Origin of the sequence: Pseudomonas sp. S07E 245 (assembly GCF_019599025.1) — a bacterium.
Classification (GTDB): domain Bacteria; phylum Pseudomonadota; class Gammaproteobacteria; order Pseudomonadales; family Pseudomonadaceae; genus Aquipseudomonas; species Aquipseudomonas shirazensis.
Map to the genome: position 1 here is coordinate 1,646,030 of NZ_CP080625.1, position 21,364 is coordinate 1,667,393.

22 protein-coding genes and 5 pseudogenes are annotated in these 21,364 nt (G+C 58.7%); 13 read left to right on the forward strand and 14 right to left on the reverse strand.

The features are described from left to right. Window positions 1–678: 678 nt before the first annotated feature. From K3F44_RS07365 to K3F44_RS07385, 5 genes are all read right to left on the reverse strand, one after another. The gene (locus K3F44_RS07365) at window positions 679–966 is read right to left on the reverse strand and encodes a biotin-dependent carboxyltransferase family protein (RefSeq protein WP_224786373.1); all 288 of its coding nucleotides are present in this window, start codon (window positions 964–966) and stop codon (window positions 679–681) included. A gap of 105 nt (window positions 967–1,071) precedes the next feature. Continuing rightward, entirely contained in the window at window positions 1,072–2,280 is a 1,209-nt protein-coding gene (locus tag K3F44_RS07370; protein WP_220633675.1) for a pyridoxal phosphate-dependent aminotransferase, read from the reverse strand. Beyond that, window positions 2,277–2,906, reverse strand: coding sequence for an RraA family protein (locus K3F44_RS07375; protein WP_150569172.1), 630 nt, complete (start codon window positions 2,904–2,906; stop codon window positions 2,277–2,279). The genes K3F44_RS07370 and K3F44_RS07375 overlap by 4 nt, the downstream gene beginning before the upstream one ends. Then, window positions 2,903–3,568, reverse strand: coding sequence for an RraA family protein (locus tag K3F44_RS07380; RefSeq protein WP_150569171.1), 666 nt, complete (start codon window positions 3,566–3,568; stop codon window positions 2,903–2,905). Before K3F44_RS07380 ends, K3F44_RS07375 begins: the two co-directional genes overlap by 4 nt. Window position 3,569: 1 nt before the next feature. Beyond that, window positions 3,570–4,232: an RraA family protein gene (locus K3F44_RS07385; RefSeq protein WP_220633676.1), complete on the reverse strand. Its 663-nt coding sequence runs from the start codon at window positions 4,230–4,232 to the stop codon at window positions 3,570–3,572. A gap of 107 nt (window positions 4,233–4,339) precedes the next feature. Between K3F44_RS07385 and K3F44_RS07390 the strand changes: the two genes are divergently transcribed. From K3F44_RS07390 to K3F44_RS07405, 4 genes and pseudogenes are all read left to right on the forward strand, one after another. Continuing rightward, window positions 4,340–5,239 carry a LysR family transcriptional regulator gene (locus K3F44_RS07390; protein WP_150569169.1) on the forward strand — a complete coding sequence of 300 codons (900 nt, stop codon included), beginning with the start codon at window positions 4,340–4,342 and terminating at the stop codon, window positions 5,237–5,239. A gap of 90 nt (window positions 5,240–5,329) precedes the next feature. After that, window positions 5,330–6,139: an alpha/beta fold hydrolase gene (locus K3F44_RS07395; protein ID WP_220633677.1), complete on the forward strand. Its 810-nt coding sequence runs from the start codon at window positions 5,330–5,332 to the stop codon at window positions 6,137–6,139. Between the two features lie 83 nt (window positions 6,140–6,222). Next, window positions 6,223–6,375: pseudogene (locus tag K3F44_RS07400) on the forward strand (sodium:alanine symporter); the annotation flags it as partial. Between the two features lie 22 nt (window positions 6,376–6,397). Next, window positions 6,398–6,576: pseudogene (locus K3F44_RS07405) on the forward strand (transposase domain-containing protein); the annotation flags it as partial. 330 nt (window positions 6,577–6,906) lie between these two features. Here K3F44_RS07405 and K3F44_RS07410 read toward each other — a convergent pair. Genes K3F44_RS07410 through K3F44_RS07420 form a run of 3 tightly spaced genes read right to left on the reverse strand, consistent with a single transcriptional unit; the run spans window position 6,907 to window position 8,794 of the window. After that, on the reverse strand, window positions 6,907–7,305 hold the full coding sequence (locus tag K3F44_RS07410; protein ID WP_259407041.1) for a MaoC family dehydratase: 399 nt from the start codon (window positions 7,303–7,305) through the stop codon (window positions 6,907–6,909). Between the two features lie 17 nt (window positions 7,306–7,322). After that, complete coding sequence (gene panB / locus K3F44_RS07415) at window positions 7,323–8,156, reverse strand: 3-methyl-2-oxobutanoate hydroxymethyltransferase (RefSeq protein WP_181108444.1); 834 nt, start codon at window positions 8,154–8,156, stop codon at window positions 7,323–7,325. A gap of 14 nt (window positions 8,157–8,170) precedes the next feature. Next, on the reverse strand, window positions 8,171–8,794 hold the full coding sequence (locus tag K3F44_RS07420) for a LysE family translocator (RefSeq protein WP_409077662.1): 624 nt from the start codon (window positions 8,792–8,794) through the stop codon (window positions 8,171–8,173). Window positions 8,795–8,925: 131 nt separating this feature from the next. Here K3F44_RS07420 and K3F44_RS07425 point away from each other — a divergent pair, with 131 nt between their 5' ends. The 3 genes and pseudogenes from K3F44_RS07425 to K3F44_RS07435 all read left to right on the forward strand — a co-directional run bounded on the left by K3F44_RS07425 (window position 8,926) and on the right by K3F44_RS07435 (window position 10,519). Next, the gene (locus K3F44_RS07425) at window positions 8,926–9,381 is read left to right on the forward strand and encodes an Lrp/AsnC family transcriptional regulator (RefSeq protein WP_101319651.1); all 456 of its coding nucleotides are present in this window, start codon (window positions 8,926–8,928) and stop codon (window positions 9,379–9,381) included. Between the two features lie 48 nt (window positions 9,382–9,429). Further along, window positions 9,430–10,163: pseudogene (locus K3F44_RS07430) on the forward strand (alanine:cation symporter family protein); the annotation flags it as partial. Between the two features lie 137 nt (window positions 10,164–10,300). After that, window positions 10,301–10,519 (forward strand): hypothetical protein, encoded by a 219-nt coding sequence (locus K3F44_RS07435; RefSeq protein WP_224786350.1) that lies wholly within the window; start codon window positions 10,301–10,303, stop codon window positions 10,517–10,519. Between the two features lie 12 nt (window positions 10,520–10,531). Here K3F44_RS07435 and K3F44_RS24800 read toward each other — a convergent pair whose 3' ends face one another. Beyond that, complete coding sequence (locus K3F44_RS24800; RefSeq protein WP_101319653.1) at window positions 10,532–10,831, reverse strand: hypothetical protein; 300 nt, start codon at window positions 10,829–10,831, stop codon at window positions 10,532–10,534. 575 nt (window positions 10,832–11,406) lie between these two features. Beyond that, window positions 11,407–11,628 carry a hypothetical protein gene (locus K3F44_RS07440; RefSeq protein ID WP_157831745.1) on the reverse strand — a complete coding sequence of 74 codons (222 nt, stop codon included), beginning with the start codon at window positions 11,626–11,628 and terminating at the stop codon, window positions 11,407–11,409. Between the two features lie 672 nt (window positions 11,629–12,300). On the opposite strand from K3F44_RS07440, the pseudogene K3F44_RS07445 reads away from it, so the two are divergent. From K3F44_RS07445 to K3F44_RS07455, 3 genes and pseudogenes are all read left to right on the forward strand, one after another. Beyond that, a pseudogene (locus K3F44_RS07445) lies at window positions 12,301–12,774 on the forward strand (hypothetical protein); the annotation flags it as partial. Between the two features lie 20 nt (window positions 12,775–12,794). After that, window positions 12,795–14,381 (forward strand): ABC-F family ATPase, encoded by a 1,587-nt coding sequence (locus K3F44_RS07450; RefSeq protein ID WP_101319657.1) that lies wholly within the window; start codon window positions 12,795–12,797, stop codon window positions 14,379–14,381. 211 nt (window positions 14,382–14,592) lie between these two features. Then, on the forward strand, window positions 14,593–15,783 hold the full coding sequence (locus K3F44_RS07455; RefSeq protein ID WP_188036047.1) for an MFS transporter: 1,191 nt from the start codon (window positions 14,593–14,595) through the stop codon (window positions 15,781–15,783). Here the strand turns inward: K3F44_RS07455 and K3F44_RS07460 are convergent. Then, the gene (locus K3F44_RS07460; protein ID WP_188036048.1) at window positions 15,751–16,794 is read right to left on the reverse strand and encodes a dienelactone hydrolase; all 1,044 of its coding nucleotides are present in this window, start codon (window positions 16,792–16,794) and stop codon (window positions 15,751–15,753) included. The genes K3F44_RS07455 and K3F44_RS07460 overlap by 33 nt on opposite strands. 149 nt (window positions 16,795–16,943) lie before the next feature. Continuing rightward, on the reverse strand, window positions 16,944–17,555 hold the full coding sequence (locus tag K3F44_RS07465; RefSeq protein WP_220633679.1) for an FMN-dependent NADH-azoreductase: 612 nt from the start codon (window positions 17,553–17,555) through the stop codon (window positions 16,944–16,946). A 132-nt stretch (window positions 17,556–17,687) separates the two neighbouring features. Here K3F44_RS07465 and K3F44_RS07470 point away from each other — a divergent pair, with 132 nt between their 5' ends. Together K3F44_RS07470 and K3F44_RS07475 are read left to right on the forward strand one after the other, a co-directional pair. Further along, the gene (locus tag K3F44_RS07470) at window positions 17,688–18,590 is read left to right on the forward strand and encodes a LysR substrate-binding domain-containing protein (protein ID WP_220633680.1); all 903 of its coding nucleotides are present in this window, start codon (window positions 17,688–17,690) and stop codon (window positions 18,588–18,590) included. Then, entirely contained in the window at window positions 18,583–18,942 is a 360-nt protein-coding gene (locus K3F44_RS07475; RefSeq protein WP_220633681.1) for an MmcQ/YjbR family DNA-binding protein, read from the forward strand. The genes K3F44_RS07470 and K3F44_RS07475 overlap by 8 nt, the downstream gene beginning before the upstream one ends. A gap of 16 nt (window positions 18,943–18,958) precedes the next feature. On the opposite strand, the gene K3F44_RS07480 is transcribed toward K3F44_RS07475, so the two are convergent. Next, window positions 18,959–19,399 (reverse strand): DUF1294 domain-containing protein, encoded by a 441-nt coding sequence (locus K3F44_RS07480; RefSeq protein ID WP_220633682.1) that lies wholly within the window; start codon window positions 19,397–19,399, stop codon window positions 18,959–18,961. A 1-nt stretch (window position 19,400) separates the two neighbouring features. Continuing rightward, window positions 19,401–20,231 carry an undecaprenyl-diphosphate phosphatase gene (locus K3F44_RS07485; RefSeq protein WP_220633683.1) on the reverse strand — a complete coding sequence of 277 codons (831 nt, stop codon included), beginning with the start codon at window positions 20,229–20,231 and terminating at the stop codon, window positions 19,401–19,403. Between the two features lie 390 nt (window positions 20,232–20,621). Between K3F44_RS07485 and K3F44_RS25085 the strand changes: the two are divergent. Then, window positions 20,622–21,293, forward strand: a pseudogene (locus K3F44_RS25085) (cache domain-containing protein); the annotation flags it as partial. Between the last annotated feature and the right edge of the window lie 71 nt (window positions 21,294–21,364).

Here is a 21,364-nt window from a genome sequence, read left to right on the forward strand (position 1 = left end):
GGTGCTGTTGGGCGCAAAGCGCATCGCGCTGTTGCTCGATTCTACTGGGAGGAGTAAAGGGCTGCTATTGAATCACGGCATTTCAGCTATGCCAGGCGACGCAGTGATGATGCACTCAGTTGGGGCCAAACAGCAGGCTCGCTTAGATCGAAGCACGTCTGCCTGCCTGAGTGCGCAGACCTGCCAGCGGCAGCCACTTGGGGACTTAACTTCTCGCTGAGGAGGGTGGGAACTGATGTCCTCGGAAGCCTGCATCAAGATCTTGGCCTGGCTGATAGCGGCGCGGATATCGGCCTCAACGGCTTCGATCTAGCGGGTAGGCTGAGTGCCCTCACGGGCACGCCCGCGGGTCACCACTATCACGCCCTTGACGTCGGCCACGCGTCACTGATCAATCGCGCCCACCTTTTTACAGAAAAACTTTTAGACGGACGCCCACGGCCTTTGGCGGACATAGTGATAGATGACGTGCGCCCGACGTACTCATTGCATATTGAAGCGCTGGAGCGTATCCCGCAGCCCAAGCAAATCCACAGTGCTGACGCCCGCCTCGATGCCATCACGGATACCTGCCTCCTTCCCTGGCGCGGCTCAATTCAATGACTTCTTGCACGCGGGAGCGCTCTACTACCACCACACCGTCTCGATCCCCAACTATGATGTCACCCGGGCGCACACTCACACCGCCCGGTCGCCACGATTGAGACCTCGTCCTTCATGACCGCCGAATCCCGCCTTCAGATCTGTCGCACGGGAACCCAATTGCACCGGTGCGTCAACACCACCTGAAAACGCAAGATAAGCCCCGACACCCAAGCGTGGGCGCTCAACCACCACCTGTTTGCCAGCCCTGATCTCCAGGCAAGTCAAACTGGGTGCGCGATGCCCATCCACCTTCAGTGCGCAGTGTGCACCGGTGCAACTGACGAGTAACTCGCGCTCTGCCTTGAAACGGAACGGAAAGATGTTTACTTCAAGCCCCTATCACAAAAAGGCTGCACCACCTGTATCGCACGTATGCAATTGAGGAGGTGCAGCCTTTCGCTGCTCTACTTCAGCGTCGTTATCTAGCTATCGCGCGTCTTCGCAGAAGCGGTGGATAGCCTGACACGCCGCACGCAGCGAATCGTCATCGAGCGCGTAAGCAATGCGCAGGTAGCCTGAAAGACCGAAAGCACTGCCCTGAACGACTGCAACGTTGGCCTCCTCTAGCAACGCCAGGGCCACCGCCTCATCATCGACCAACTCACAACCGGCGGGAGAACGCTTGCCGATCAGCCCAGAACAGTCGGCGAAAGCGTAGAAAGCCCCTCCTGGAACTTCGCAACTAATCCCCGGCGCCTGATTGAGCAGCTCGACCATATAGTCGCGACGCCGCTGGAAGACTTCGCGGCTATGAGCGATGAAGTCTTTCGGACCGTCGAGGGCAGCGATTGCTGCGTGCTGGGAGATGGAACAGGCACCTGAGGTCTGCTGCCCCTGAAGCTTCTCCATCGCCTCGAGCAGCCAGCGGGGACCGGTAGCAAACCCGATTCGCCAACCCGTCATGGTATAGGCTTTCGACACGCCATTCATGGTCAACGTCCGTGCAGCCAGACGTGGTTCAACTTGGGCAAGGGTGAGGAAGTCACGGTTGTCGAAAATCAGATGCTCATAGATGTCGTCAGCCAGAATCAGAACCTGCGGGTGGGCCAGCAATACCTCAGCCAGAGCTTGCAGTTCGTCGCGATCGTACACAGCGCCCGTGGGATTGGACGGTGAATTCAGGATCAGCCAGCGAGTGTTCGGGCTGACGGCTTCGGCCAGTGCTTGCGGAGTCAACTTGAAGCTCGATTCGGCGCCGCAGGCAACAATGCGCGACTCGCCACCACACAGCTCAACCATTTCTGGGCAGCTGACCCAGTACGGCGCCGGGATCACAACTTCGTCGCCTTCGTTTAGGGTTGCGGCCAGGGCATTGAAGATCACTTGCTTGCCGCCGCTGCAAACCAGCGTGTCCTGCCAGCTGACGTCGAGACCATTTTCACGCTGGTATTTGCGCGCGATGGCTTCCCGCAACGCACGAAGGCCGGCCACCTGGGTGTAGCGAGTGTAACCACTGTTGATTGCACTGATGGCTGCGGTACGAATATGCTCCGGCGTATCGAAGTCAGGCTCACCCGCGCAAAGCGAAATGATCTTCGCCCCTTCTGCGCGTCGCGCAGCCACGCGGTCGATGATCTTGTAGGTTGCCGAAGGCTTGGCAGCCTCCAAGCGACGGTTAAGCGTTTCCAGGCTCACGCGTGTTCCTCCGGGTGAGTAAGGCCCATCAGGTCCATGGTGGTGTGCCCCTCGCGCAGCTTGGCCATGAACAATGCCTCTTTGTCCGCACGCTTCTGGCCTTCGCGTAGCGTACGTTCGACTGCATCCGCCGGGATGATGATCACACCGTCCTCGTCCGCGACGACCAAATCGCCGGCGCTTACTTGTGCACCGCTGAAGTCGAACGGTTTACCTACTGAAGGCGTAGTTGCCTTGACGGTACCTTTGACCGATATACCCCGCGCAAACACTGGGAAGCCATGCGCTTCAAGCGCGGCGATGTCGCGTACGCCGCCATTAATTACCAAACCGACAATGCCTGCGGCTTGCGCCGCCACCGTGAGCACTTCACCCCAGTAGCCAGCAATGAAGTCGGCGCAATCACAGACCAGGACGCTACCGCGCGGCGCTTTGGCCACGGCCAGGTGCAGGCCCAGGTTGTCACCAGGCGAACACTGCAGCGGGTAAGCGGGTGCGGCAATGAAGGCGCCCTTCCAGACAGCGCGAATCTCGCGGTCGACTGCAGACGGCAGCCCAGAGGCCTCATACAGGGTGGAGCTACCGAGAACCTTTGCAATGTTCTGATAATCGTTTGGAAGGCTCATGGCTGTTTGCTCTGCAGGGAGTGGTAACCGAGGGCGGCACGCGCTTCTTTGAGGCTCTTGCCAGTGGCGATCTGTTCGCGGATCTGCGCTTCGACATGTTCGATACGACGTGCCGTTTCAGCGACCTCCTGAGCACGATCACGCGGGACGATGACGACACCATTGGCATCAGCGACAACGATGTCGCGGGCGCAAACTCGAGCTTGGCCAACCGACACCGGCTGGTTTACAGCCACAACTTCCACGCGGTCCTTACCGGTACGCATGAAACGGCCTTTGCTGAACAGCGGGTAGCCCTCGCCCAGCGCCTTGTTCACATCGCGGCAGACTCCGTCAATGACCGTGCCGGCAATACCACGGGCCAGTGCGTACTGGGTCATGATGTCGCCCCACACCGTGCAATCGGTACGGCCGTCATTGGCGATGACCACTACATCGCCTGGTGCTACTTCATCAATGAAGTCACCGACAGTACCGGGCGGTGTGCTCGCGCTGACGTACTGAACAGTGAAGGCAGGGCCGACCACGACCTGGCTGTAGTTGGCCAATGGCGAGATACCGAAGGCCTGGCCCGGAAGGCCCAGTTTATCCATCGCGTCGGACACACCCGGGGTATCCAAGCCTTCGAACAAGGCAACCACGTCTTTATCAGAAAGGCTCATATCAGTGCTCCACCTTGATGGCTTCGAATTGCGTGTCGTGCATGACTTCTTCGACCGAGCGACCGGCGCGAACAGCGTCGACCATGCCGGCTTGGCGACGGTCAATACGCTCGGCCAGATCAAGCACTCTCTCGACGGCATTGGCCGGAACGAAAACGGTGCCGCATTCGTCGGCGATCACGTAATCGCCCTCATCAACTTCAACACCAGCCATGCGAACTTTGACGGCCGCGTCGATCTGGATGAGCCTGTTGCGCGCGCTGATCATGGTCACGCCGCGACCGAATACCGGGTAACCGATATCTGCGCTGCCGCGGATGTCGCGGCTGAAGCCATCGATGATCGATCCACGAATGCCTTTGCGCGTGGCTGCGTTGGCGAGGATGTCGCCCCAGCTGGAGATACCGTCAACACCACCGGCGATCACCAGCACGCGGTCATCGGTGGTGATCTGCTCCACGACCGGGGTAATCAGGTGAACGGTGGGCGCCACGTCCTGCTTTGGCCCCAACTGCACGGTGCTGGCTCGCCCGACAATTTTGGGGCAGTTCCAGAGCGGCAGCAGGCCGTTAGTGGCGCCAGGCATTTGGAGGAAGTCCAGAGCGTCCGACACTGTGTTGGTATCGAGCGCAGCCAGGCGTTCAAGCGGGGCTTTCAAGCTCATCGGTTGCAGGCCTCTTGTTGGTGAGGCTTGAGTATCGGCGCCGTAGTTTGATACGTATATTACGAAGAAGCTAAGCTTGTTATATCCTAAACCTATGGAAAAGCGCCGTGATCAACTTTCGCTTGATACGCCACCTATGGCTGTTCCTGGCTGTGGCAGAAGATCAAAATTTCAGTCGCGCGGCCAAGCGGCTGGGGATGTCGCAACCGCCGTTGACCGAGCAAATCCAGGCGCTCGAACAGTCCCTTCGGGTTCAACTTTTTACCCGTTCTCGCCGCGGTGCACAGCTGACTGCCGCCGGCGCCGCGATTCTTCCCGCGGTCCGGAAATTCGCTGATCAACTGGAGCGACTAGAGTTGGCGGTTCACGAAGCCGTCGCAGGCCATGCCGGCGTGGTGACCATCGGGGCGATTACATCGGCCATGATCGACGTGCTACCCCCGTTGATCGAGCGTTTCAAGCAGAACCATCCGTTGATTACGGTATCGGTTCGAGAGATAGATAGCGCGGAAGCCATACCCGCACTGGAGGCGGGTGATATCGACATTGCATTCGCACGCCTGGAAGGGAATCTCGGTCGACATATTCAATCCTTGCCGTTGTCCGAAGATAGGCTGGCTGTCGCGCTACCCAAAGACCATCCCCTGGCTGCCAAAGAGTCAATCTCTCTGCAATCCCTCGCGGACGAAACCTTGGTCATGGCTTCACGGGATGTGAGTCCTGTGTACTTCGACTATTTGGTTGGGCAGTGCAAGGCCAGCGGCTTCGCCCCGCGCATCGTCCACCAGGTGCGGTCCGTATCGTCACAAGTCGCCTTTGTCAGTTGCGGTCAGGGCATCGCATTGGTACCGACGTCTATGGGAAAACTCGCGCCGGACAACGTCGTCATCCGCCCTTTGCATCCCGAAGTAAAAGTGGTGATCACGGCCATAGCCTGGCATAGCGAGCATAAAAACCCATTGGTAGAGGCAATGATCGACCATGCAAGACAAGATTTACTGTCATAGGCCGGGCGTATGACAGGGTTCGTGGCTTCGTATTTTACAAATCATTAGGCTCGTTCAACATTGGGGACTCTGTTATAGGAGTTTGTATCCGTGTCCCATGCAGCTCGCTTCACGTACGAGAAAATCCCACTGAGCATCGATGGTGTGCAACTCGATCTGGCGGTGATACACCGCTCCGGGCCAAAAACGCCCATCCTGTTCCTCCACGGATTCGGTTCTACAAAAGAGGACTACGCCGATATCACCCTGCAGGCGTCTTTCGAAGGACACCCCTTCATCGCCTATGATGCGCCAGGCTGCGGTGAAACGGAGTGTGCCGACCTGTCGCGCATCAACATCGCATTCCTGGTGAAAACCGCGCAAGCCGTGCTCAAGCATTTCGGAATCGACAAGTTCCATATGGTAGGTCATTCCATGGGAGGACTGACCGGCTTGGTACTGGCTCACGAAGAGCCTGATCGCATTCAAAGCTTCGTTGATATCGAAGGCAACATCGCACCTGAGGATTGCTTCCTCAGTCGGCAGATACATGATCATGACCGTGATGACGATGCGGGCTTCTTCCGTGATTTTATCAATCGCACTCGGTTGGCTTCGGACCCAGCAAGTGCAATATATGCGGCCAGCCTCGCCCATAAAGTACGGACCGGCGCTGTGCGTGGCATTTTCGAATCGATGGTCAATTTGTCCGACAACGCTCAGTTGATGGACAAGTTTCTCGCACTACCATTCCCATGCCAGTATATGTATGGGATAACCAACTCACACCTCTCCTACCTCGACCATATCGCTGCACAAGGCGTGGAACTGGCGTGCATCCCTGATTGCGGTCACTTCCCGATGTATTCGAATCCCGCCCTAATGTGGAAGTATATCAAGGCTTTGCAAGACCGCGCCTGAGCGGTTCGTATCTTTACCGCGCGGTTGAGTCGGCCGCGTGAAGCTCGCACTACCCCCAGTAATAATAACAATGAGGTTGCGCCATGCTCGAAGCCATCAATGGTTTTCTTTCGGGAAAGCTGCTCATCGTCCTGGTCGTCGGACTAGGTACTTATTTCACCATCAAAACCCGCTTTGTGCAGCTTCGGTACTTTCTGCACATGTTTAAAGTTTTCAAAGACAGCCTCAGCGTAAGCGTCTACCGAACACACCTTCAGGTTGTTCGCTGGATCTCTGCGCAGCGGTAAACGCGCGGCAGCGATCATGAGCTTGATCCAGTCAGCACGCGTGACGGGCATGATCCGCATGCCTATCTTAAAGATGTGCTGATGCGGCTACCGATGCAGCGGGCCAGTGAGATCGGACAATTGCTGCCGCATCAGTGGGTACCGGTCTGACCTAGGTTATGTAAATCAGGCTACAGCTTACAATTTGGTGTCCGCCACGTCAGATGAAGTACTAGAGTGGCGAACAACGCGAAAGGCAGTCCGATTCCCAGCGATATTTTGTGAGCCAACAGTGCTCCTGCACCACCACCCACAATAAAAGCCAGGATCAGGAAGCAGGAGTCAGCCAGTTCAGTTCCAGGCCGGATAATGAGTTTCAATAGATAATGCATGCTGAACTGTCTATTCCAAAGTTTCGGTGGGATACGTTGATCACAGCATCGGGCCAAACCTAATGGCCTGGGGTTGCCGCGAGAACCGCCTTTTCAGCCTCGCTAGGAATCACCCCGTAGTTTCAGCCAGCAGCACAGCTTGGCCGGTGCTGTTCTTCAAGATGACTTCGGCTTCCACTCGGTGTCGGTCATCAATCCGGACAATTGTCCATACGCAGGTCAACTCCTCCCCAACATAGACAGGCCGCTTGAACTTGAAGCTCATTGATGCAGCCAGCCAACCCAAGTGTCCGCCGATCTCAGTGATCAAAGTCGCAGTCAGGAGGCCTTGAGCGATGGTGCCGTCAAAACCTTTGGCTACAGCGTATCGGGCATCGGAGTGGACTGGGTTGTGGTCATGCGATAGTGCTTCGAACTGAACGAAGTCAGCCTCCGAGAAGGTGCGCTTGATCTCGAATGTGTCGCCCTCTTCAAGCCCTTCAATCGCCCTCTGGCGTATCGCGTTCATTGGACTCTCCTGCCGCATCAAAAGGTGTGCTCAGATCCTGGGAATGATCCTGACTCCACATCCTTAGCAAAGGCTTGAGCAGCGTCATTCAACACCTTTCGCACATCAGCGTATTGCTTGATGAATCGAGGCAACTGGCCTTGCCGCAGACCTGCCATGTCCTGCCATACCAGTACTTGAGCGTCACAGCCGTTCCCCGCCCCGATTCCAACGGTGGGAATGCCAACTGCCTCGGTGATTCTTCTTGCAACCTCGCCTGGCACCATCTCAATGAGCAGGCCGAACGCTCCTGCGCGCTCAAAAGCCATCCCTAAATCAATCAACCTTTGCGCGTCTGAGCCCTTGCCCTGGATACGGTAACCGCCCAGTTGATGCTCTGCCTGCGGGGTGAATCCAATATGGGCCATCACTGGAATCCCTGCGGCCACCAGCTTCTCGACCTGGGGGAGCATCTCAATTCCACCTTCGAGCTTAACGGCGTGCGCGCCACCTTCTTTCATAAAGCGCACGGCTGTATGGAAGGATTGCTCAGGTGATCCCTGGTACGAACCAAAAGGCAGATCGGCAATGATCAATGCGTGCTTGGTAGCCCGCGAGACCGCGCTGACCAAGGGCAACATTTCGTCAGCGGTTACTGCCAAGGTCGAGTCATAGCCGAAGACATTGTTACCGGCTGAATCGCCGACCAGAAGCACAGGAATTCCTGCCTCCTCAAATATGGCTGCGGTGTACATGTCATAAGCGGTCAACATGGCCCATTTCTGGCCCCGCGCTTTCATCTGGTGTAGATGAGGAATTCTTACTCGCCCACGATTTTGGCTAGCGTAGGGGGCGGTGGTCTGTTCAGACATTGCTTTACCTTCCATTAAACGGTCAGCCGCTCCGCCGCGAGGACGACAGCGATGACAATCATTGCGGCCCCTGAGATGCGGCTCACATTGAGCGCGGCCCCAGGTCGAGAAGTCAGTACAGCGCGTGCGCCATAGCCCACGGCCAGATAAACGACTCCGCAACTGAAAGCATGGATGAGCCCTAGCGCAATGATCTGGACTGCAACCGGCCAAGCGGCAGACGAATCAGTGAACTGAGGTAGCAAAGCCAGGAACAGCAGCAGCACTTTTGGGTTCAGGCCGCTTACACAAAGTCCCTTGAATGCCCAAGTGATCCAGCCTCCATCATCTGCGGCGTCCCCTTGAGCGGGAACTGAGGGTTTGAGCAGCATGTTGAAGCCGAGCCACAAGAGATAAGCAGCCCCCATCAGCGTAAGCGTCGACAACGCATAAGGGATTTTCACCAGCAGGCCACCCACACCCGCCGCGACGATCAATGTCGCGAGAACATGGCCTGAGAGCATGCCCAATACCGCAGGTACCACGGTATGGCCTCGCAAACCCGCTGAAATGGCGTAAGCCCAATCAGCACCTGGGGTGATAACAAACAGAAATGAAACGGCCCAGAAGGCCATCATCAGAGAAGCGCTCACGATCAATTTTCCTCTTGCTCATCACCAGTACGGCACCTTCGGCCCTGGTAGAAACTGAGAGAAGGATAAAGAAAGCCTGGTGTTATTATCTTGCGTAGTTACTCGCAGAGCACCGAGGCCGTGGAAGGTTTTACGAAATGGATCGAATTGATAGGAAGATTCTTGCGGAGCTGCAAGGAGATGGTCGCCAGTCACTCACGGACTTGGCCGAGCGCGTGGGGCTGAGCTTGTCCCCTTGCCATCGACGAGTTCGCGCTTTAGAAGAGGCTGGAGTGATCAAGGGATACCGCGCCCACCTCTCTGCCCCCGAGCTAGGGCTCAATTTCTCTTCACTGGTGTTCGTGACGTTACGAGAAGGGCATCAGCAGGCCGTAGCAGACTTCGAAAAAGCCTTACCAAGCATTCCCTACATCGTCCAAGCTCAACGACTGTTTGGTGATCCGGACTACCTGCTAATGGTCGTAACCGCAGACCTTCCGGCGTTTCAGAAGCTCTATGATGATGAGCTATCGAGGCTGCCAAATGTACAGCGGCTAACCTCGACCTTGGTAATGAAAGATGTCATCACAGATCGCCTACTGCCGTTGGAATGAGCGCCACGAATCCGGTTGTATCAACCTGACTTCACCGGACGCTTACGCCTCAGCAGCAGTTCAGCGCAAATCAGCTCGTTTCAAGCACTAATGTTAAGCCTCGCGGGTCGGGTTGGTGCAGGCAACATTGCCGGCGTTGGAGTTGCCGTAACAATGGGGGGGCGGGCGCTGTCTTCTGGATGTGGGTCACAGCTTTGGTTGGATTGGCGACCACGCTTATGGAGTGTAGCTTGGCCAAGTTGTACAAACGTAAAGATGTCAGAGGCCAATACTAGGGCGGGCCGTCCTTCTACATCGAATACGGGCTGAATAAGCGGTGGCTCGGCGTACTGATGGCAATTTTGCTGATCGTCATCTTTGGTTTTTCATTCAACGGCCTGCAATCGCATGCCGTAACCCACTCCCTGCAAAATGCCCTCGGCATTGATCCTAGTCATTCGGGCATCGTTCTGGCCGTCGTACTGGGACTGGTATTTATAGGCGGCATCAAGCGTATCGCGAAGGTGGCAGACCTGCTGGTACGGGTGAAGACGCTTGCCTACGTGGCGGTAACGCTCTACGTGATTGTTTTGCAGTTCGATTACGTGCCAATGATGTTGCTGACCATCATCAAAAGCGCCTTCGGCCTGGACTAGGCATTCGCCGGCCTCGTTGGCAGCGCCATCGTGATGGGGGTCAAACGCGGCGTGTTCGGCAATGAAGCAGGCCTGGGCAGTGCTCCGAATGTCGCGGCAGTGGCTGAGGTCAAGCATCCAATTTTGCGCTTGGTGGCTTCCTGCTGGCACGCGCCACGAAGAAAATTAGGTTAATTGAGCAGGCGACCTAGGCATACTGCGTTGAAATCGGCGTAACACCGGTTTAACGGCAGAGCCAGACCGCGTTAAATTCCGACCTGCGCTGACCGCCTGGGCGCCAGCGTTTGAATGTCATATCGCGGCCTACTGGCTCAGGGCTGCATCAAGGCTCTGGCTGGCACCAGGGCCACACCGTCACCTGCATTCTGGAGGCGCTGCGGCTGGTCAGCTGGAACCGCCAGGCTGACAAGATCAAGCTCACAGCCAAGGGTCGGCATTACATCGACCTGGCATTCAAAGCCAGTCCAGCACTTAGAGCAGATTTGTACTCCACTCTGCTGTAACCCCTCTACCCTCTATTTCGGACAGGCGATTCGGCCCTTTGAAGCCGCGCCTTCTGTAGCAATTAGCCGTGCACGCCCTACACCCCAAGCCAATGCCCTAGTCATCGACTCGCCTGGTCGGGAGTCGAAGGCCTCTTCGTGCAATGCCATGCCTTCGGGCGCATAGACTCCGATGAACATCTGCGTGCTCCCCGTGCGCGAAAGCCTCACTTGTACATCGATGTAGGTGCCGTCATCGAGGGTTTCGTCATGGATTCGATGGTGGAGCGTGGGGTCAGCCCAACCCCAGAAAATATCACCGCGGATTCGCATGCCGTACTCCTACGACTCAGATAGTTATGAGGTTGTAGTAAGCAAGATAGCGAAAGCGAGGCGGTAATCAACTGCGGCTCAAGAGGCCGAGGGCTTCACCGGACGAGCGGAACCGCCTTACGAATCGACACCGGGCTTATCCAGAGTTGCGGCGAAACTCATCCATTCATCGAACGCCTTCCGATGCTGGGCGCAGACATAGTCCCATCCAGCACCAGTAGTGCACCCGTAGGCCACCTGGCTCATCGTCGCAGCGGTTTGCATGTCCAGCTTGCGTAGCAGCTCATAAGCTTGAAATTGCCTCTCCCTGTCTAGCTTTGTCACTGTAATCACCGATGTCCAAGGCCAGCCGAATGGCACGCTTATTCGGTAGACCCTTGCAGTACCACTTAAGTCATTAATCCTCCCGATTACACCGAATGACCTTAGAGGTGCGGCCAAGGAATCGTCATGTCTGAAGATATCAAGCTGATCCAGCCAGCGCCGGTCGTCGCGACGAATACGGAATGTTCCAGCACCCTGACCTGCCTGACTTCTAAGAGGATGATGTCGACCGGTGCAAAGCCTGGCGCGCCTCAGGGCCGGATGGTTACAGTCGGGCGCATGCCGCCTATCTGTGCATCGGCATATTCAATCCAGCGCGCGAAGGCATCACGGTGCTGGCGGCACGTTTCCTCCCAATCAATCTGTTCCATCTGCTCGTAGGCTATTTGCTTCATCGTGTCAGCAGCCAAGTCGCTCAGACCCTTGAGAGCCTGGTACGCCTGATATTGGCGCTCATGCCTTTCAGTGTCCATGAGAGTTCATCCGCAGTAATTAATAGTAGCCACTGATCAAGCGACCTTGGCAAGCGGCGTGAAGGTTCGCTACTTACTCAAAAAGCCGACGAGCGACACTAATATTCACCGCATACGAACGCGGAGCCGGCGGAGCCAAGACCAAGATTGAAGCCGTGCGCAACGGAGAGCATCTGATCGAACCTATCTATTGGGTGAAGTCATGATCGCCGTTGCTCAACTCCGCTCTATCCGGCTCTCAAACTGCGGTGGGTAGTCAGCACTCCCTTCTCATCAAACAAGAAAATCATCTGGTTTCCGCCTTTGTCCTGACAAACAACTCCATCAGTGTTCCCGTCAACAATTCCTTGGCAAGCCATATTCCATACGTATGGACGGATTTGGCACTTCAGGGTTTTGCCATCTTGGATAATTAGGTGGTTGGTAGCAGAGACATCTTTTGGATCGGGCCTAGGGCAAGCGCCTTCACCCCAGTCGACACCCTGATGATTTGGTTGCGAAGCACAGCCGGCCAATAGCAGAAGGGGTAAAAGACACCTGAAATTCATGAGCACCGTCCTTGGTTATGAAGATATGTTCGAGGGTCGTCCATAGAAGCCCCTCTTATTGTGCGTCACTTCGCAGAGGGATCGAGATCTTCCGCAACTCCCTCTGCATTCGTTTCACATGGACCTGCTCCGCCGCGTCATCGCTGAAACAGACTGGACGTCAGCGGACGTGAAGCGCAACGCGATCACCAGACTCGCGACGATTCTGGATGCCGCAACCCGTGAGGGTATGCTGACCAAGAGCCCAGCAGCGCTGATTGAGCTTCCAAAGCGCTCAAGGAAAGAAATCGACCCGTTCACCCTGGCTGAGGCCAACACCATCATCAGGCAGACGTCGAATCTACACAAACAGTGGGTGCCGGTGCCGAATGAAATGGGGATCAGACGTCGCCCCCCATACAACTGCCGCCACACCTATGCGACAATGTGCGCAATGTCCGGCCTCAATCCCGCATTTATTGCCCAACAGCTGGGTCACAGCGTTCAAATGCTGCTGTCGACGTATGCCCGTTGGCTCAACTCAAGCTCCGATTGGAGCGAGCTGGAAAAACTCAAGATTGGTATCAAATCGGTATCAGCTGAAAAGCCAGCCCCGTAAGTGACTGATAGGTAAGCCCTTTGATCTCCACCGCTAACATCACCATGCAATTCGGCGCCAAGCCGCTGTTCGAAAACGTTTCGGTCAAATTCAACAACGGCAACCGCTACGGCCTGATCGGCGCCAACGGTTGCGGCAAGTCGACCTTCATGAAGATCCTCGGCGGTGACCTTGAGCCGTCCGGTGGCCAGGTGATGCTCGAGCCGAACACCCGCCTGGGCAAGCTGCGCCAGGACCAGTTCGCCTACGAAGACTTCACCGTGATCGACACTGTCATCATGGGCCATGAACAACTGTTCAAGGTCAAGGCCGAGCGTGACCGCATCTACTCGCTGCCGGAAATGAGCGAAGAAGACGGCATGGCTGTCGCCGAACTGGAAACCGAGTTCGCCGAGATGGACGGCTACACCGCCGACTCGCGCGCCGGTGAGCTGCTGCTAGGCCTGGGTATCCCGCTGGAGCAGCACAACGGCCCGATGAGCGAAGTCGCACCGGGCTGGAAGCTGCGCGTATTGCTGGCCCAGGCGCTGTTCTCGGACCCGGACGTGCTGCTGCTCGACGAGCCGACCAACCACCTGGACATCAACACCATTCGCTGGCTTGAAACGATCCTCACGGCGCGTAACAGCACCATGATCATCATTTCCCACGACCGGCACTTCCTCAATAGCGTCTGCACCCACATGGCTGACCTGGACTACGGTGAGCTGCGCCTGTTCCCTGGCAACTATGACGAGTACATGACTGCTGCGACGCAATCGCGCGAGCAGCTGCTGTCGGACAACGCCAAGAAGAAAGCCCAGATCGCCGAGCTGCAGACCTTCGTCAGCCGCTTCTCGGCCAACGCCTCGAAAGCCAAGCAGGCTACGTCGCGGGCCAAGCAGATCGACAAGATCCAGCTGGCCGAAGTCAAGCCATCGAGCCGGGTCAGCCCGTTCATCCGCTTTGAGCAGAACAAGAAGCTGCACCGTCAGGCCGTGACCATCGAGAAGATGGCCAAGGCGTTCGACAACAAGGTGCTGTTCAAGGACTTCAGCTTCACCGTCGAAGCCGGCGAACGTGTTGCCATCATCGGCCCCAACGGCATCGGCAAGACCACCTTGCTGCGTACCCTGGTCGGTGAACTGCAGCCAGACGCAGGTGCGGTGAAGTGGACCGACAGCGCCGAGGTCGGTTACTACGCGCAGGACCACGCCCACGACTTCGAAGATGACGTCAGCCTGTTCGACTGGATGGGTCAGTGGACCCAGGGCGAGCAGATGATCCGTGGCACCCTGGGCCGAATGCTGTTCTCCAACGACGAGATCCTCAAGTCGGTCAAGGTCATCTCCGGTGGTGAGCAAGGCCGCATGCTGTTCGGCAAGCTGATCCTGCAAAAGCCCAACGTACTGGTGATGGACGAACCGACCAACCACCTGGATATGGAATCGATCGAAGCGCTCAACCTGGCGCTGGAAAACTACCCGGGCACGCTGTTGTTCGTCAGCCATGACCGTGAGTTCGTGTCGTCGCTGGCCACTCGCATCCTCGAGCTGACGCCAGAAGGCGTAGTCGACTTCAGCGGTACCTACGACGACTACCTGCGTAGCCAGGGCGTCGTGGTCTGATCTGTCGCTGACAGGTTGAACCCAGCGCGGGGCAAGCCTGCGCTCATGTGAACCGAGGCATTCGGTCATTTGGGCGCGGGCTTGCCCCGTCGTCGTTTACAGGGCCACGCCAATGCACGCCGTAGTACTGGCAATTCGTTAGCCTGCTTTCATTTCCCTCGCGCAACCGCCATGATGGGGCACGCCCCACCGCCCGCCAGCGAACGAGCCCATGACTGCACAAGTGCCCTCCCCTGATCAAGGCTTTGCCATCACCCGCCAGATTCTTGCGATCGTTTTCTACACCTTCATTACCTTTCTCTGCATCGGCCTGCCGATCGCGGTACTGCCCGGCCACGTGCATGACCAACTCGGCTATGGCGCGGTAATCGCCGGGGTGACCATTGGCCTGCAATACCTGACCACGCTGCTCAGCCGCCCGTTTGCCGGGCGGGTAGCGGATAGCCTGGGCGGCAAACGTGCAATTGGCTACGGGCTGTTGGCGATCATCGGTTGCGGAGTGCTGACGCTGTTCTCGGCCTGGACATTGGCTTGGCCGCAAGCAAGCCTGGCGCTGCTGCTCGGCGGCCGCGTGCTGCTCGGGCTGGCGCAAGGCCTGATCGGTGTAGCGACCTTGAGCTGGGGCATCAATCAGGTCGGTGCCGAGCACACCGCACGGGTGATCTCCTGGAACGGCATTGCCTCGTATGGTGCCATTGCGATAGGTGCACCCGTCGGCGTGCTGCTGGTGGCTGGGCTTAACTTCAGCGTGCTCGGCCCGTTGCTGGTGATCCTCGCAGTGGTTGGCCTGTTCGCCCTGCGTCAACGACCCGATGTGGTGGTAGTGCGTGGCGAGCGCCTTGGCTTCTGGTCAGCGTTCGTGCGCGTGGCGCCGTGCGGCACGAGCCTGATGCTGGCGTCGATCGGCTACGGCACGCTGACCACCTTCGTCACCTTGTACTACCTCGAACGCGGCTGGACCGGCGCTGCGCTGTGCCTGAGCGCCTTTGGTGTGTGCTTCATCATTTCGCGCTTGTTGTTTGTCAACGCGGTCAATCGCTTTGGCGGTTATACGGTGGCGATAACCTGCATGGCGACCGAAGTGGTCGGCTTGACGTTGCTGTGGCTGGCCCCCTCACCGGGGTTTGCTCTACTTGGCGCTGGCCTGACCGGCTTTGGCCTGTCGCTGGTATACCCGGCGCTCGGCGTCGAAGCGATCAAGCATGTGCCACCGAGCAGCCGTGGTGCCGGCCTGGGCGCCTATGCGGTGTTCTTCGATTTGGCGCTGGCCATTGCCGGCCCGGTAATGGGCGCGGTCGCCGTACATCTAGGTTACGCCTCGATCTTTTGCGTAACCGCCCTGCTGGCGCTATCAGGAGTAGGCCTGACGCTACTGCTGGCGCGGCGAAATCAACGCGGCTGAGCGTTCTGCCGGTTCTGGTGCACCAAGCGCCTGGGTAAAGAAATCAGCCGTTTCACGCTGCAACGAGCGGTGGATCTGGCGCCGGTCGATACCGGCAGCGTCCTGGCAGAGCAGCGGCATGCGTGCATGTTGCTCGTCATCGCAAGGCGCCATGAATACGAAATGCCCGGCGCCGGCCAGCAGGCGGTAATCGGGTGTCACCGGCAACTTGCGCGCCAGCGCATCGGCGTTGTGCTCCAGCGCGAGCAACTGGTCGTTGTCGCCGCTGTACATCAGTACCGGCAGGTGGACGTTACTCAGAGCATGCCTACCAAACATCAGGCTAAGCGGCGCCATCAACACCATAGCGCCGACGCGCGGGTCGGCATGGGGCGCCAGTTCACTGCGGTCGGCAATCAGCACACCATGGGTTTTACAGGCATCGGCGTCGGTCGGCCGTTCCTGGCAATAGCGCTGCAGACGCTCCAGATCAGGCTGCGCACCGGACAGGATCAGCGCGGTCTCGCCACCTGCCGAATAGCCGATCACGCCGACCTTGCCGTCGTCCAGATAGGGGCCCAGCAACGCATCTGCCCGGGCGGCAGTGATCGCCGCGCTGACCTGCAGCGGGCGCCCGTACAGATTGCTCAGGGTACCCAGCCGGCTCGGATCACGGGCGTTGTCACCAGGGTGGGTCAAGGCGATGACCACAAAGCCCTGGCGGGCAAGGCCTGTGGCCAGGTCATGCAGCGCCAGTGGGCTCCCGGTATTACCGTGGGAAATGACCAACAGCGGAAAATGCCCAAGCGCCACCGGCGCTTCCTCGGCAGCGCGCAGCTGATAGCCGTCGATACGCAGACTGTGGGTCGCGCCACTGGCAGGATAGAAAGCCAAAGCGTGCATGGGCCGCGCATCTACCGGATCGGTGAGTTGTAGAGCGTGCAGGCCAGCGACCCAAGGCGCGGCATTGGCGTGGCCGATCAAGCTGGTGAGCACTACCAGCGCGGCAATCGTTCTTGAGAGGTAGGTCACCGGCGTCTCCCCCGCAGATGGGCGGATGACATCAGCTTAAGGCTCTATGGCTCAGGGCAGATGAAAACTGGATGAAACACACAACGATTGCGGGCAGATGACAGCAAAATTCGCCGCCACCTGCCCGCTTCCATCTGGTTGAACCGTGATCAGGCGGCTGCGAACAGCTCGCCGGCGATCTGCGCCTGGGCAGCGTCGATGGCTGCAGTGCGCTGCTCAGGGCCATAAGCCAAGCCGTGGGCGCGGACGATTTCCAGATCGGTGACACCAATAAAGCCCAGGAACACCTTGAGGAAATCTTCATGACCAGCGCCAGTGGCCTGGCCGGCGTGCAGGCCGCCAGCAGTCGACACCAGGATCACCTTCTTGTTGCCGCACAGGCCTTCTGGGCCGGCCTCGGTGTAGCGGAAAGTCTTGCCGGCCACCGCAACGCGATCGATCCAGGCCTTGAGCTGGGTCGGCACGCTGAAGTTGTACATCGGCGCACCGATCACTACCGCGTCGGCAGCGAGGAATTCGTCCAGGGTTTCCTGGCTCAGCTTGGCCTCGAACGCCTGGGCGGCATCACGCGCTTCTTCAGCGGTGCCTGCAGCCAACAGGGTGGCAGCCGAGAAATGGCTGATGGCGTCGGCAGCGAGGTCGCGGTACACCACTTCGATGCTGGCGTCGGTAGCCTGCCAGGCCTGGACCACTTCGCGGCTGAGCTGGCGGGAAGCGGAATTGTCGCCGAGGATGCTCGAATCGATGTGCAACAGTTTCATGGGGACTCTCCAGGATTGGCGACCGCGATAGGATCGATCTCGATGTAGAGAATCCTACAGAGCTATCGAATAGATGATTAGTAGCTAAGAATGCACTAGATTGTCCCATCGGTAGGACAATGGGATACGTGAATGCAAGATCTTAACGACCTGTTTTATTTCGCCAGGGTGGTCAAAGCCGGTGGCTTTGCCGCCGCCGGGCGCCAGCTGGGGATACCCAAGTCACGCCTGTCGCGGCGCATCGCCGAGCTGGAAGAGCGCCTCGGCACGCGCCTGCTGCAACGCACCACCCGCCAGCTGAAGCTGACGGCGATCGGCGAACGTTACCTGCAGCACTGCCAGGCCATGCTGCTCGAGGCGCAGATGGCCGACGAAGCGGTCGCAAGCATGACCAGCGAACCCCGCGGGCGTCTACGAGTGTCGTGCCCGGTAGCGTTGGCTCATACGTTCCTGCCGGAGGTGATCAATCGCTTTCTGCTGGCATACCCGCTGGTGCAGCTCGACATGGTCCTGCTCAATCGGCGTGTGGACCTGATTGGCGAGGGTATCGACGTCGCCATGCGAGTACGCGATCTGGGCGATGAAGACCCTGCCCTGGCTACCCGACGTCTGCGTCAGGCACAGATGCATCTGGTGGCCGCCCCAGGGTTCGCCGAAGGCCTGACCGAGCCGGCGCAGTTGGCGACGCTGCCGGTCCTCGGCGCGACCGAAGCGGACCGGCTGGTGCACATCCGCCTGCTCGGGCCCAATGGCCGTGAGCAGGAGCTGGCGCTGGAGCCACGGCTGGCGATTGATGACTTCATCCTGCGCAAGGCTGCGGTGCTCGCCGGGTTGGGCTTCACACTCCTGCCAAGCCTGTACTGCGAAGAAGAGCTGGAGCGTGGCGAGCTGGTCAGGCTGCTCCCGGAATGGTCGCTGCCTGGCGCTTGGCTGCAGGCAGTTTACCCGCACCGGCGCGGCATGCTGCCCGCGGTGCGTGTGTGGATTGATCACCTGGCAGCAGCCTTTGAGGCCTGTGGAGAGCGGTATGTCTGAAGCAAGCATGAACCCCGAACAAGCAGCGGCCTTGTGCCTGGGTTTACCGGGCGCGCGAGAAGATTACAAATGGGGCGGTATCCGGGTGTTTTCGGTGGCCGGCAACAAGATGTTCGCGGTGCTTGATCTGGGCGGTGCCGGGCTGTCGTTCAAGGTCGCCGATGAGCTGTTTCTCGGCTACGTTGACCGTCCGGGGGTGAAGCCTGCGCCCTATCTGGCCCGTGCCCGCTGGATCAGCGTGGCAGCGCCCTATGCGATGGGGCGCGAGGAGCTGGCTGACTTGCTGCAGCGCTCGCACCAGCTGGTGGTGCGCAAACTGCCAAAACGGCTGCAAGCGGGTTTGTTGCTTTGAGCGGCAACGCTGCCGCTTATATAGGCAGCAGCGCCAGCCAACGCCCACCCAGCAGCACCTGATCCAGCCAGAACAGCTGGTGCAACGCAACGATGGCCCAGAACGTCAGCTGAAACGACAACTTGCGCGTCTTATGCCGGAAAAGCTGCTGCGCCAGCAACGCTCCGGGCCAGCCGCCCAGCAGCTCGCTGGCATGCAGGACCTTTTCTGGCGTGCGCCAGGCCTGGTTGCGAGCCTGTTGTTTATCCTGCCAATACAGCAACAGGCTGATCAGGCTCACACACGGATACAGCGCCAAGGGCAGCCATGACTGCCCGTTCCAGGCCATCTGCGCGGCGCCGAGTCCCGGCAGCAAACACAACCCAGCCAATGCAAGCAGCTTCAAGCGCAGGTTGCGCACGCCATCGCCAGGGGCCTGGCCGCGCGGGCGTGAGGTTGCCGGCTGCGGGCGGGCCATATCAGCCTTGCGCCGTTGCCCAGTCGATCAGGCCAAACTGCCAGGTCGCCAGGATCAGCAGGCCGAACACGATGCGGTACCAGGCAAACAACGCATAACTGTGATTGGCGATGAACTTGAGCAGCGCGCGCACGGCAATCATGGCGAAGATGAACGACACCACAAAGCCAATGGCAAACACCGGCAAGTCGGCGGGCTGGAACAGGTCGCGGTACTTGTAACCGGAGTACACCGCAGCGCCGACCATGGTTGGCATGGCCAGGAAGAACGAGAACTCGGTAGCTGCCTTGCGCGACAGGCCAAACAGCAGGCCGCCAATGATGGTCGAACCAGAGCGCGAAGTGCCGGGGATCATCGCCAGGCACTGCACCAGGCCGATTTTCAAAGCGTGGGTCCAGTTCATCTGGTCGACGTGCTCGACTTCGATGCGGTGGTTGCGGCGCTCGGCCCAGAGCATGATCACCCCGCCGACGACCAGGGCCGCAGCCACGGTGATCGGGTTGAACAGGTGATGGTGGATGAAGTCGGCGAACAGCACCCCAAGCACCACTGCCGGCAGGAACGCTACCAGCAGGTTGACGGTAAAGTGCCGTGCGCTCGGCTCACTGCGCAGCCCCAGCACCACCTCGATGATCTTGCGGCGAAACTCCCACACCACCGCCAGGATTGCCCCGAGCTGGATGATGATGTTGAAGGCCATCGCCCGCTCGCCGCCAAAGTCGATCAGATCGGCGACAATGATCTGGTGGCCGGTACTGGAAATCGGCAGAAACTCGGTCAGTCCCTCGACGATGCCTAAGATGATTGCCTGAAAGGCACTCCAAAAATCCATTGTTCCCCCGCTGTGGCACTGCTGACTGCAGCGCCGTTGTTCTTGATTTACTGATAGTGGCCGCGTCGCGGCCCGGCAGTTTTACAGCGACTGTTGGTCGCTACGCCAGTCGAAAAGTTCGAGATGCCTAAAGGTTTCATCTTGAGCGGCCGAGATGCTAACAGACGAGCCTGTTTTAGGCTTGCCTGGATCCACCATGAAATGCCGCGCCAGGCACTTGGCCTTTGGTCGAGTACGGTTCGCAGGCCATGCATGCTTGGATGCCCCTGAATAACAAGAACAATCCGGGAGTGCCCTGTTATGAAGACCTTGAGGTCGATGTCGATCAGCCGTCGCTTGTGGCTGATCCTGCTGGTGGCAGTGGCAATGCTGGTGGTGCTGGGCCTGGTGATGCTGCGTCAGATCCATGGTGACCTGTATCGGGCCAAGGCTGAAAAGACCGAGCACGTGGTACAGACCGCGGCCGGGGTGCTGGCCTACTACCAAGGGCTTGAGGCCACAGGCACGCTCAGCCGTGACGCCGCGCAGCAACAGGCGCTGCAAGTGGTGCGCAGCCTGCGTTACGACGTGCAGGACTATTTCTGGATCAACGACCTCGGCCCGCGGATGATCATGCACCCGGTCAACCCCAAGCTCGATGGCCAGGACCTGTCGGCCATTCGCGACCCGGACGGGTTTGCCCTGTTCAACGAGATGGTCACCGTGGCTCGCAGTCAGGGCGCCGGGCAGATCGACTATCGCTGGCCCAAGCCCGGCGCCAGCGAGCCGGTGGTGAAAACCTCCTATATCCAGCTGTTCAAGCCGTGGGGCTGGATCATCGGCTCCGGCGTCTATGTCGATGACGTGCAAGCCGAGTTCGCCCGCCAGGTACGCGATGCCTGCCTGATCGGCCTGGGCATCGCCTTGCTGATGGCGCTGCTGGTGATGCTCATCGCGCGCAGCATTGCCCGTCCGTTGCAGCAGGCCGTACAGGCGATGGGCACCATTGCCAGCGGCGAAAGCGACCTGACCCAGCGCCTGGATACCCATGGCAAGGATGAAGTCACCTACCTGGGCGAGCACTTCAACCGCTTCAACGGCAAGTTGCAGGGGGTGATTGGCCAATTGCAGGGTGCCGCCCATGCCCTTGCCCA